This window comes from Streptomyces sp. NPDC041784, from assembly GCF_055591025.1.
In genome coordinates this window covers 35,224-46,810 of the sequence record NZ_JBVJAB010000043.1, presented here as the reverse complement: position 1 = coordinate 46,810, position 11,587 = coordinate 35,224, and the positions used below count along the sequence as shown (strand labels likewise).

At 69.4% G+C, this 11,587-nt stretch carries 12 protein-coding genes; 9 read left to right on the top strand and 3 right to left on the bottom strand.

What is annotated here, in order from left to right; all coding sequences use genetic code 11:
• The first annotated feature begins 105 nt into the window (after window positions 1-105).
• The 8 genes from ACZ6D7_RS43380 to ACZ6D7_RS43345 all read left to right on the top strand — a co-directional run bounded on the left by ACZ6D7_RS43380 (window position 106) and on the right by ACZ6D7_RS43345 (window position 7,611).
• Window positions 106-750, top strand: a complete 645-nt coding sequence (locus ACZ6D7_RS43380; protein WP_469503430.1) for an HAD family hydrolase — start codon at window positions 106-108, stop codon at window positions 748-750.
• A gap of 130 nt (window positions 751-880) precedes the next feature.
• The gene (locus tag ACZ6D7_RS43375) at window positions 881-2,122 is read left to right on the top strand and encodes an MFS transporter (protein ID WP_469503427.1); all 1,242 of its coding nucleotides are present in this window, start codon (window positions 881-883) and stop codon (window positions 2,120-2,122) included.
• Window positions 2,073-3,245 carry an acetoin utilization protein AcuC gene (locus ACZ6D7_RS43370; RefSeq protein ID WP_469503424.1) on the top strand — a complete coding sequence of 391 codons (1,173 nt, stop codon included), beginning with the start codon at window positions 2,073-2,075 and terminating at the stop codon, window positions 3,243-3,245. Before ACZ6D7_RS43375 ends, ACZ6D7_RS43370 begins: the two co-directional genes overlap by 50 nt.
• A 452-nt stretch (window positions 3,246-3,697) precedes the next feature.
• Window positions 3,698-4,525 carry a phosphatase gene (locus tag ACZ6D7_RS43365; RefSeq protein WP_469503437.1) on the top strand — a complete coding sequence of 276 codons (828 nt, stop codon included), beginning with the start codon at window positions 3,698-3,700 and terminating at the stop codon, window positions 4,523-4,525.
• A gap of 129 nt (window positions 4,526-4,654) precedes the next feature.
• Entirely contained in the window at window positions 4,655-4,867 is a 213-nt protein-coding gene (locus ACZ6D7_RS43360; protein ID WP_004984898.1) for a helix-turn-helix domain-containing protein, read from the top strand.
• A gap of 166 nt (window positions 4,868-5,033) precedes the next feature.
• Window positions 5,034-5,132 (top strand): 30S ribosomal protein bS22, encoded by a 99-nt coding sequence (locus tag ACZ6D7_RS43355; RefSeq protein WP_003948845.1) that lies wholly within the window; start codon window positions 5,034-5,036, stop codon window positions 5,130-5,132.
• A 314-nt stretch (window positions 5,133-5,446) separates the two neighbouring features.
• Window positions 5,447-6,532 carry an NAD-dependent epimerase/dehydratase family protein gene (locus tag ACZ6D7_RS43350; RefSeq protein WP_469503421.1) on the top strand — a complete coding sequence of 362 codons (1,086 nt, stop codon included), beginning with the start codon at window positions 5,447-5,449 and terminating at the stop codon, window positions 6,530-6,532.
• Between the two features lie 14 nt (window positions 6,533-6,546).
• Window positions 6,547-7,611 carry a lysophospholipid acyltransferase family protein gene (locus tag ACZ6D7_RS43345; RefSeq protein WP_469503418.1) on the top strand — a complete coding sequence of 355 codons (1,065 nt, stop codon included), beginning with the start codon at window positions 6,547-6,549 and terminating at the stop codon, window positions 7,609-7,611.
• A gap of 76 nt (window positions 7,612-7,687) precedes the next feature.
• Here ACZ6D7_RS43345 and ACZ6D7_RS43340 read toward each other — a convergent pair whose 3' ends face one another.
• The 3 genes from ACZ6D7_RS43340 to ACZ6D7_RS43330 form a co-directional block, all read right to left on the bottom strand.
• Window positions 7,688-8,920 (bottom strand): DUF5667 domain-containing protein, encoded by a 1,233-nt coding sequence (locus ACZ6D7_RS43340; RefSeq protein ID WP_469503416.1) that lies wholly within the window; start codon window positions 8,918-8,920, stop codon window positions 7,688-7,690.
• Window positions 8,921-9,165: 245 nt separating this feature from the next.
• Entirely contained in the window at window positions 9,166-9,948 is a 783-nt protein-coding gene (locus ACZ6D7_RS43335; protein ID WP_469503413.1) for an ECF subfamily RNA polymerase sigma factor, BldN family, read from the bottom strand.
• Between the two features lie 334 nt (window positions 9,949-10,282).
• Entirely contained in the window at window positions 10,283-11,212 is a 930-nt protein-coding gene (locus ACZ6D7_RS43330; protein WP_469503410.1) for an HAD family hydrolase, read from the bottom strand.
• A gap of 93 nt (window positions 11,213-11,305) precedes the next feature.
• Between ACZ6D7_RS43330 and ACZ6D7_RS43325 the strand changes: the two genes are divergently transcribed.
• A complete protein-coding gene (locus ACZ6D7_RS43325; RefSeq protein ID WP_469503408.1) occupies window positions 11,306-11,587 on the top strand; it encodes a glutaredoxin family protein in 282 nt (93 codons plus the stop codon).

The following is an 11,587-nucleotide window of genomic DNA, read 5'->3' as shown; positions in this document are numbered from 1 at the left end:
GTACTGCAGGGGGGACCCTGTGGGAGAGTAGGACACCGCCGAACAATTATTGTGGGAAACCCCCAGACCTTAGGTCTGGGGGTTTTCTGCGTTTAGGGTTTGTCTATGCGCTACGACCTGGTGATCTTCGACAACGACGGTGTCCTCGTGGACAGTGAGCCGATCTCCAATCGGCTGCTGGCCGGCTATTTGACCGAGCTGGGGCATCCGACCAGTTACGAGGACTCCATCCGGGACTACATGGGGTCCGCGATGCACCGGATCCACGACCTGGTCCTGGAGCGCACGGGGGAGCGGTTGCCGGCGGACTTCGACGACGTCTTCCACCGGAGGGTGTTCGAGGCCTTCGAGCGGGAGTTGCAGCCCGTCGCGGGCGCCGTGGACGTACTTGAGAAGCTGGCGGTGGATGAGGTGCCGTACTGTGTGGCGTCCTCCGGGAGTCATGAGCGGATTCGGGTGGGGCATCGGACGACCGGGCTGGACCGGTGGTTCGAGGAGGCGCGGGTCTTCAGCTCGCAGGATGTGGGGAAGGGGAAGCCCGCCCCGGATCTGTTCCTGTACGCGGCCGAGCGGATGGGGGTCGCGCCGGAGCGGTGTGTCGTCGTGGAGGACTCCCCGCTGGGGGTCCAGGCGGCTGTCGCGGCCGGGATGGACGTGTACGGGTTCACCGCGATGACGCCGGCCGCCAGGCTGACAGGGGCCACCGGACTGTTCTCCGACATGGGTGAGTTGGCGGGCCTGCTGGCCTGACATGCGGCATGCGGAGGTCGGGACGCTCGTTTCTACCGACCAACCCTTATGGTCGGACACGTAAAGATGAAGGAAATTCATCTTTGGCTGGATCTACCCACGGGTACGCCGGGGCCCTACGCTCGCCGCCATGACAGAAGTGCTGCGGCGCGGTAGGGCCTCGTTGGCGTTCAGCTTCTTTGCCCAGGGGGCTGCCTTTGCGCTGCTCGTCACCCGGATCCCGGCCATCCAGGACCGGTACGGGGTCTCGGACGCGCTGCTGCCCGCCTTCCTCGCCGCGGTGCCGGTGCTTGCCGGGGTCGGGAGTGTGGCGACCGAGCAGTTGGTGAAGCGGGTGCCGGCCAGTCGGCTGTTGCGCTGGTCGCAGCCGGTGGTGCTGCTGGCGCTGGTCGGAGTGGGGGCCGGGGACGCGATGGTCCAACTGGGGGTCGCGCTGGCTGTGTTCGGGCTCGCCGTGGGGGCGCTGGACGCTTCGATGAACATGCTTGGGGTGAGTCTTCAGCGGTCGTACGGGCGGAGCATCATGCTCAGTTTCCATGCCGTGTACAGCCTGGGCGGGATCGTGGGGGCCTCGCTGGCGTGGGTGGGGGCGCACTGGCATCTCGCGCTCTGGGTGTCGTATCTGCCGGTTGTGGTGGTGCTGTTGCCGGCGGTGGTGGCGGGGAGTCGGTGGTATGTCGACGGGGATGCCGGGGGCGCGCAGGGGGGCGGGGTCGGTGGTGGGGGTGTGGAGGATGCGAAGGCCGGTGGTGGGGGTGTTGTTTTCAAGCTGTTGTTGCCGTTGTGCCTGGTGATGACCTTCGCCTATATCGGGGACTCGACGGTCTCCAACTGGAGTGCGAAGTATCTGCAGGACGTGCTGGGGAGCAGTGAGCAGCTGGCCACCGTGCCGTACAACGTGTACATGGTGACCACGCTGGTGGGGCGGACCATCGGGGACTTCGGGGTGCGGCGGCTCGGGGCCGCGGCGGTGGTGCGGATCGGGGCGCTGGTGGCGGCGGTGGGGTTCGCGGTGGTCGCGGGGGCGCCGGGGGCCTGGGTGGGGATGGGCGGGTTCACTCTGGTGGGGCTGGGGTTGTGTGTGCTGGTGCCGCAGACGTTCGCAGCGGCGGGGCGGTTGTTCCCGGGGGCGTCCGATGCGGCCATCGCTCGGTTGAACGTTTTCAACTACGTGGGGTTTTTGGTGGGCTCGCCGTTGGTGGGGGCGTTGGGGGACGCCTGGAGTTATCGGGGGGCGATGGTGGTGCCGATGGTGTTGGTGCTGGTGACGTTGGTGTACGCCCGGTCGTTCGCCGCTCAACCGGACCGATACGGTGGCGGGCATGAGCGGCCGCGCACAGCTGATGTGGGACGAGGCAGTAACGGGCTATGACTTCGGGCCCGAGCATCCGATGGATCCGGTTCGGCTGGAGCTGACCCGGAGGCTGGTGGGCGCCCTGGGGCTGGACCGGGAGATGGAGGTCGTCGGGGCGAAGCCTGCCGGGGATTCCACCCTACGGCTGGTGCACCGGGAGGACTACGTGGAGGCCGTGAAGGCGGCCTCGGCGGATCCTCGGGCGGCGGACGTGTCGTACGGGCTGGGTACGGTGGATGATCCGGCCTTCGCCGGGATGCACGAGGTGTCCTCGTTGATCGCCGGGTTGTCGGTGGGGGCGGCGGAGGCCGTGTGGCGGGGGGAGGCGCTGCACGCGGTGAACTTCTCGGGTGGGCTGCACCATGCGATGCCCGGGGGTGCGGCGGGGTTCTGTATCTACAACGACGCGTCGTTGGCCATCGCCCGGTTGTTGGAGTTGGGTGCCGAGCGGGTCGCCTATGTGGATGTGGACGTGCATCACGGGGATGGGGTGCAGGCGGCGTTCTGGGAGGACCCGCGGGTGCTGACGATCTCGTTGCACGAGCATCCTCGTACGTTGTTTCCGCAGACCGGGTGGCCCGAGGAGACCGGGGCGGGGGCGGGGGAGGGGGCCGCGGTGAACGTCGCGTTGCCGGCGGGGACCGGGGACGCGGGGTGGTTGCGGGCGTTTCATTCGGTGGTGCCGGAGCTGATCGCTGATTTTCGGCCGGATGTGCTGGTGACGCAGCACGGGGCGGATACGCATTTCGAGGATCCGTTGGCGCATCTGGCGGTGTCGTTGGATGCGCAGCGGGCGGTGCAGGTGGCGTGTCATGAGCTGGCGCATGAGTACGCCGGGGGGAAGTGGGTCGCGCTGGGTGGGGGTGGGTACGCGGTGGTGGATGTGGTGCCGCGGTCGTGGGCGCATCTGGTGGGGGTGGTGGCGGGGCGGCCGGTGGCGCCGGAGACGGTGATTCCGGAGAGTTGGCGGCAGGAGGTTTTTGCTCGTACTCGGCAGTTGGCGCCGGTGCGGATGACGGATGGACGGTGGCCGGTGGGGTGGGCCGGGTGGGAGGCGGGGTACGACCCGGCGGATCGGTTGGACCAGGCGGTGTTGGCTACGCGGCGGGCGGTGTTTCCGTTGCGGGGGTTGTTGGCGTAGGGCTCCGCCGGGGTGGGGGTTTTGCCCACCCGCCCGCCCGACTCGGTTGGTTGAGGGGTTGGCCCTGCCCCGGGGCTGCGCCCCGGACCCCGGCGGGGACTGCGTCCCCTGCATCCCCTCGCGGTAGGGCTGGGTGGGGTGTGCCGGGAGCAGGGCGACGGGAGGAGAACTGCAGGAGGAGGGAGAGGGGTGTAGGGGGATCTACGGCGGATGGGGGAACCGCGACGTATGCGGGGCCGGGGCGCGCGTTCCCCGTGGGTCTGGGGTGCAGTCGGGCGAGGGGATGCGGGGACGTGGGGTGCATGGGCCCCGCGAGGGGATGCAGGGGGCAGGGGGAGTGACCCCCCGCCGCCCTCGCCGCCCCCGCCGCCCTCGCCACCCCCCTTACGCCAACCGTGCCCACTTCCCCCCGTTCGGTGGTCCGGTGGGAGGGGGTGGGAAAGGATCGATGGGTGGTGGGTTGTGGGGGGATTCGGGAGTACCTCGTCGCGGTGGGGTTGGCGGGGGTCGTTGGGGCGGGAACGGGGGCGGGGCGGGAGAAGAGTCTGGGGCGGTATCGGTTGTTCGCTGCTCGGGATCCTCGGGTGCTGATGGGGGTCGAGCCGCAAGGGGCCTGGGGGGTGGGGGAGTTGCTTGCGTTGATGGCGGAGAAGTGTGGGGTTTCGGCCGATCCTCGATGCGTTTCCGGGCATGATGTGATCGATCCGGAGCGAACCGTTGCCGCGCTCGATGCCTTCGCCGAGCGGGTGGGGATGGTTGCCCAGCGTGGTGGGAGCGTGTTGATCGGGACCGGGCATCCGGATCGGCTGCTGGGGTTCTACGGCGGGCTCGCGGACGCTTTGTCGGCGGTGGGATGTACCGTTCTCACCCTCGCGCAGGGTCGCTCTGTCGACATAACGACCCGGTTCGGTCTACGCACGTACAACCTTGACTACGTACGAGGGGTTGCGGTCGTCCGGGAGGGCGACGGTGAACGCGCCGGTTGTGCGACCCCTGTGCACAGTCACTCGCCGCTGCCGGTTCGGGTCGCGCTCGGGGCGGCCGTGGAGGAGGGCCGGCCCTTGCCGGATCTGGTGATCGGGGACCACGGGTGGGTCTGCGGGGCAGGTCAGCTGGGGTTTGAGGCCATTGGGCTGGCCGACACCGATGACCCCGCGGTGTTCGTGGGGGAGGCCGAGGGGGTGGTGTCCGTTGCCGTTCCACTTGATGACGGCGTGCGGTCCGATTACTACCTGCCGCTTACCCGCTACGTACTCAATCGAGCGTGTCTGTCACAGTAGGCCTGCGATGGGTGCACCTCTTCCCCACTCGCATCACCCGCCCCTACATTGGGGAGTGAGCACGCAACGACGAAGAGTCACCGGAAGGGGAAGCCGGTGGCCGTCGAGTGCGGAAGGTTCAGGTGTGTCATGGCTGCAGCTGGCGAAAGGCCTCTGAACGAGGTTCAGTTCCTTACCGTGGCGGAAGTCGCCTCGGTGATGCGAGTGTCGAAGATGACCGTGTACCGGCTGGTGCACAGTGGTCATCTGCCCGCTATCCGGGTGGGGCGGTCCTTCCGCGTCCCCGAGCAAGCGGTACACGAGTACCTCCGCGAGAGTTACGTGGGGGTGGAAACCGCCTGAGACGGCGCCGGCGGAGGGGTCCGCAACAGCGGCACAGGGCACCTTCAGGACCCCTCCCGTCACCTCGATTACACCCTCAGCGCTCAGGCGGGTAGGCTAGCCCCTCGTAGGTCGTATGGGCCCATGGCGCCCAGCACCGAGTGATGAGAAGTGAGCGAGGGTAGTCGTGGGCTCTGTTATCAAGAAGCGGCGCAAGCGGATGGCCAAGAAGAAGCACCGCAAGCTGCTCAAGCGCACGCGCGTCCAGCGTCGTAACAAGAAGTAAGCGGATCCGGTACTCCGGTACCGGTTTTGCGCGACGCGAGCCGCGAGAGTGTGGTGTGGCCCCCCAGTCAGGGTTTCCTGTTGGGGGGCCACACTCATGTCCGGGTGATGTGCGGCCGGCTGAACCCTGTGCGTATGCCTGGACGGGCGGGGTGGCTGATCCGGTCGTATGACCGGCCGCTTTCGTCACTTCGTGCATCGGGTGGTCATCACAGCGCAACATCGACCCGGTAGGTTGGCCCGCACACGGGAATCCGGCAGGGTACGAGCAGTGCAGCAACCGAGCGGGACTGAGGCGGAAGGAAGGCGCTGGTCTTGGGGAAGGTCGTGCTCGTGACCGGAGTGGCCCGTCAGCTGGGGGGCCGGTTCGTACGACGGATTCAGCGGGACCCCGATGTCGATCGTGTCATCGGCGTGGACGCCGTGCGGCCCGAGCACCATCTCGGCGGCGCCGAGTTCGTCCAGGCCGACATTCGCCAGCCCACCATCGCGCGGGTGCTCGGCGAGACGGGCGCCGACACCGTCGTTCACCTGGACGTGACGGCCACCGCGCTGGGCAGCGGCAGCCGGACCACGGTCAAGGAGACCAACGTCATCGGGACGATGCAGCTCCTCGGCGCCTGCCAGAAGTCTCCGAGCGTGAAGCGACTGGTCGTCAAGTCGTCCACCAACGTCTACGGGTCCGCGCCGCGCGATCCCGCCGTGTTCACCGAGACGACCTCCGCCAAGTCGCTGCCCAGCGGTGGTTTCGCCAAGGACACCGTCGAGGTCGAGGGGTATGTGCGGGGCTTCGCGCGGCGGCGGCCCGATGTCGCCGTGTGCGTGCTGCGGTTCGCCAACATCCTCGGGCCCACCGCCGAGACGCCGCTCGCCTCGTACTTCTCGCTGCCCGTGCTGCCCACCGTGTTCGGCTACGACCCGCGGCTGCAGTTCGTGCACGAGGACGACGTCATCGAGGTGCTGCGTATCGCCTCGCACGATCCGGCGCGCTCCACCTTGAACAGCGGCACTTTCAACATCGCCGGTGACGGCGTGCTGCTGCTCTCGCAATGCTCGCGGCGGCTCGGGCGGCCCACCGTGCCGCTGCTGCTGCCCGCGGTCACCTGGGCCGGCTCCCTGGTGCGCACGCTGGGCATGACGGACTTCTCGCCCGAGCAGATCAGGCTGCTGACGCACGGACGGGTCGTGGCGACCGCCCAGATGCGCGAGACGCTCGGGTTCACGCCGCGGTACACCACGGCCGAGACCTTCGCGGACTTCGCGCGCGGTCATGGGCCGGGGCTGCTGCCGCCCGAGGCCGTCGCGGAAGCCGTCGACCGGATCGCCGCGCTGCCCTTCGCGGGCGGCGGCCTCCCCGGGGCCCACGCCCAGGCCCACCCCCCGACGCCGAGCGCCAACTGAGGAGCGCATCAACGATGGCGGACGCCAAGGTCATTCCGTTCGACGACGACCGGTCCCGCGGGGGCGCCGTAGGGCGGCTGCCGCGGCGGCGGGGCGCGAGCCGGCGCAGGAACGGCGAGTCCGCGCCGGTCCGTGAGATCGGTGACATCGCCGAGATCGGCGAGGTCCAGCCCCTGCCCACCAGGTCTGTCGAGCAGGATGATGTTCCTGTGACGGACGTGCGGGGTGGGTGGGACGAAGGGGGCCTGGAGCGGCGTATCGCGGGCGGGCTGGCCTTCCTGCGCCGTCGGCTCACGGGCGACTACGAGGTCGACGACTTCGGCTACGACGAGGAGCTGACCGATCAGGTCCTGATGTCGCTGCTGCGGCCGGTGTACGAGAAGTACTTCCGGGTCGACGTGAAGGGTGTCGAGAACATCCCGGCCGAGGGCGGGGCGCTGATCGTCGCCAACCACTCGGGGACGCTGCCGCTGGACGGGCTGATGATGCAGGTCGCCGTCCACGACCAGCACCCCGCCGGCCGGCATCTGCGGCTGCTCGCGGCCGACCTGGTCTTCGTGCTGCCGGTGGTCAACGAGCTCGCGCGCAAGCTCGGGCACACCCTCGCGTGCTCCGAGGACGCCGAGCGGCTCCTGGGGCAGGGGGAGCTGGTCGGGGTGATGCCGGAGGGGTTCAAGGGCATCGGGAAGCCGTTCGGGGAGCGGTACAAGCTCCAGCGGTTCGGGCGGGGCGGGTTCGTCTCCACCGCGCTGAGGCAGGGCGCGCCGATCATTCCGTGCTCGATCGTGGGGGCCGAGGAGATCTACCCGATGATCGGCAACGCCAAGACGCTGGCGCGGGTCCTCGGCTTCCCGTACTTCCCGCTCACGCCGACGTTCCCGTGGCTGGGGCCGCTGGGCGCGATTCCGCTGCCGACGAAGTGGACGATCCAGTTCGGGGAGCCGATCCCGACGGACGGGTATCCGCCGGAGGCGGCGGAGGACCCGATGCTGATGTTCAACCTGACCGACCAGGTACGGGAGCAGATCCAGCACACGCTCTACAAGTTGCTGGTGCAGCGGCGATCGGTGTTCTTCTGACCGCAGGGTCAGCCGGTCGGTACGGCGATGGGGCGCCCCTCCGAGGAGGGGCGCCCCGTTTCTGTGTGCGCCGGCGCTAGCCCGCGTCCTCGCTGTCGATGCCCAGGCCGGGCAGGAGGCCGGGGAGGAGGGGCGGGATGGTGACGTCGGGCTGGTCGGACGGGGTGGTGGTGGACGGGGAGGCCGTGCCGGACTCCTGCGGGGGGTCGAGCAGGCCGCCGGTGCCGCCGCCGAGGAGGCCGTCGTCCCCGGTGCCGGCGGTGGACGACTTGCTGGGGCTGCCGCCGGTGCCGGTGCCGCTTCCCTGGGAGGAGTCGGTGCCGGGGGCCGTCGAGCGGCCGGTGTCCGAGGTACCGGTGGACGCCGAGCCGGTGCCCTGGCGGCTGCCGGTGCCGCCGCCCTGGGCCGGTGGCTGCGGCAGCAGGGACTGGAGCGGGGCGACCTCTTCGTCTATGGCCTCGAAGACCGACGAGACCTGCTGACTGACGTCGCCGAGCTGCACGGGGAGCTTGTCGCGCAGGGCGCCCCAGGCGTCGCGGTGCGAGCGGGAGAACGCGGAGAGGGCCTGGATGGGTCCCAGGGACTCCGGGTCGCGCTCGTACGCCTCGTGGAGGAGGCGGTGGCCCTCCGAGGCGTCGTGCTGCATGCCGGCCAGGGCGCGCCGGATCTCGCCCAGGGACTCGTGGTCGAGGTGGCCGCCGCGGCCGCGTTCCATGAGCCGGCGGGCCTCGCTGAGCCGGGTGGAGGCCTGGTCGAGATAGGTCCGCCCACGCTCGTCGTTGCCGTCGGCCAGGTAGTTGAGCTTGAAGTCCTCGATGCCGCGCTTGAGTCCGTAGAGCCCGTCACCCGGGAGGGCGTCGGAACTCGCTGCCGCGACTCCGCCGAAGGCACCCGCGGCGACACCGACGCTCAGGCCGCCGGCCGTGAGGCCCTTGGCGATGCGGGATCGGGGTCGGAACTTGCTCAGTGGACTCGCCCGGTGGGCTCCCCGCGCGCGGTGCGACCGCTGCTCGGGCACCGAACGCTCCGCTGCCTCGCCTCCTACGGTGCCCGCTTGCAGCATGGCCTCCATCGCGGCGACCAACTGGGCCCGCTGGACGACCTTGACCTCGGGGTCGAACACCGGTTTGGGCAGCTCGGCGAGACTCGTGGCGAGGGCCAGAAAGCGGCCCCGCTCGGTCTGGTCCGCAGCGGCCGGTGCCGGCGGTGATCCTTCGGTCTGCTCGGCCGCCGTGTCCTGGTCGGACTGGTCCTCCAGGGCCTGGGCGAAGGCGTTCGCCCGCCGGTGTGCCGATACGTTCGCGATCACTGGCGGCACCTCCTCTCGTCATGACGGTCGACTCCCCGGGGGTCTCGAGGGTTGCACGTCCCGAACCGCTGCCACCCGATCGAGTGATCGGGGACGGCCGGAACGTGACCACAGGGAGCCTGTATCCCGCACAACGACTGGCGCGGCACTTGGGTTACGGACGGCGGATGATCGGATCGGGAAGTCAACGGACTTTCACTGAACGTGAGTTGGGGATTGCCGACAGTGGGTGCCGGACGGGTCAGTCAGCGGGCGTCGTCCGGCAGGAGGCGGGCCAGCGTGCGGACGGCCCGGTACTGGAGGGTTTTGATGGCGCCCTCGTTCTTGCCCATCACGCGCGCGGTCTCGGCGACGGACAGGCCCTGGAGGAAGCGGAGGGTCACGCACTCCTGCTGCTGGGGGTTGAGCCGGCGTACGGCGTCCAGGAGCGCGGCGTTGGAGAGGGACTCCAGGACGGAGTCCTCGGGGGAGCGCTCGACCTCGTTGGCGTCGAGCATCTCGCCCGTGGTCACCTCGAGGCGGAAGCGGCTCGACTTGAAGTGGTCGGCGACGAGGTTACGGGCGATGGTGACGAGCCACGCGCCGAAGTCGCGGCCCTGCCAGGTGAAGGTGCCGATGCGGCGCAGGGCGCGCAGGAACGTCTCACTGGTGAGGTCCTCGGCGGTCGCCTTGCTCCCCACGCGGTAGTAGATGTAGCGATAGACGGTGTCGCTGTACTGGTCGTACAGCCGCCCGAAGGCGTCGGCCTCGCCGGCCTGGGCGCGTTCGACGAGGTCCATCATGCGGGCGCTGTCGCTGTCGGCGGCCGGGCGGCGGGCGGCGGGGGACGCGCCGGTCGTACGTCCTCTTCTGCCCACTGTGGCGCTGCCTTCCGCCAGTGCGTAGCACGGGCTTGCCGGTGCGGCGGTGGCGAAGGCGGGTACGGCGTACGCGGTGGGGACGAAGCCGCGCAACAGGTCCTGGACCGTAGCGACCGTTGCGCGCAGCGTAGCCAGGCCCGAGGTGTCAACCCCGACGTGTGGGTACACGGGACTCCCAGAGGCAGAGCTTCCATCACGTGCAGTGCGGGACCTTTCACCCGTCGTGACGACAGGAGGGTTCCGGTTTGCGTCTGAGGAGAATAACGCTTCGTGCAGGCGCTGCTACACCGAGTTGCTCAAAACTTCGATTACGTCGCTTCTGTGACCTGTTGACGTTCGATCAAGTTGCGCAGGGTGAGCGATTGTTGATCGGAAGGGTTCGGGTTTCCGGTCGGTCCAGGGCGTGTTGTGGCTGTGCGCGGACAACCGTCAAGCGGGCATGAATAAGGACGGCCGTAGGGGGTACGACCGTCCTTTGTGCGCGCGCCCGCCGCGCGTCGGTTCAGCGGCGCCGGCGGTTGTGCAGGGCGATCGCCGCCGCCGTTCCGCCCGCGACCGCCCCGACCCCGGCGGCCGCCGGGATGCCCACCTTCGCCGCCTTGCGGCCCGTGCGGTAGTCGCGCAGGCGCCAGTCCAGGCCTCGGGCGTGTTTGCGGAGCTTGGTGTCCGGGTTGATGGCGTAGGGGTGCCCGACGAGGGAGAGCATCGGGATGTCGTTGTGGGAGTCGCTGTACGCGGCGCAGCGGGAGAGGTCGAGGCCCTCGGCCGCGGCGAGGGCGCGGACGGCCTCCGCCTTCGCGGGGCCGTGCAGCGGTTCGCCGACCAGCTTGCCGGTGTAGACGCCGTCGACCGACTCGGCGACCGTGCCGAGGGCGCCGGTGAGGCCGAGGCGGCGGGCGATCACCTGGGCGATCTCGACCGGGGCGGCTGTGACCAACCACACCTTCTGGCCGGCGTCCAGGTGGGCCTGCGCGAGGGCGCGGGTGCCCGGCCAGATGCGCTCGGCCATGTACTCGTCGTAGATCTCCTCGCCGATCGACATCAGTTCGGCGACGCGGTGGCCCTTGACGATGGACAGGGCCGAGTCGCGGGCGTCCTGCATGTGCTCGGGGTCCTCGATGCCGGCCAGCCGGAACCACGCCTGCTGCCAGGCGAACCGGACCAGGTCGCGGGTCTCGAAGAACTTGCGTTTGTACAGGCCACGGCCGAAGTGGAACAGGGCGGCGCCCTGCATCACGGTGTTGTCCAGGTCGAAGAAGGCGGCGGCCAGCGCGTCGCCGTGGACCGGGAACTGCGGTTCGTCCGCGGTGAGCTGTTCCTGCTGTGCGTCCTGCGAGGACTTGCGGGCGGCCTCCGCCGAGGCCTCGCCTGCCAACACGCTCCGCGCCGTGGCGGAGCGCCTACGGGGAGTGAGCCATCCGAGAGCGGCCATGGCGTGAGCATAGCCATTCTGTTCGGTGGTTCCGGAGCCACGAGGTTCGATGGGTGTGAACTCTCCGCGACCGCGCCGTTAAAGAGCGCGAGAATGGCCCACATGAGTCCCCTCTTTCGACGGAAGGCCGCGCCGCAGGAGCGGCTGGTCACCCTCATCGGCAAGCCCGGGTGTCATCTGTGCGAGGACGCGCAGGTCGTGATCGAGAAGGTCTGCGGAGACCTCGGAGTCCCCTGGGAACAGAAGGACATCACCCAGGATCCGCAGCTGCACGACCAGTACTGGGAGCAGGTCCCCGTCGTCCTGGTGGACGGCAGGCAGCACACCTTCTGGCGGGTGGACGAGGGCCGGCTGCGCAAGGAACTGACCGAGTAG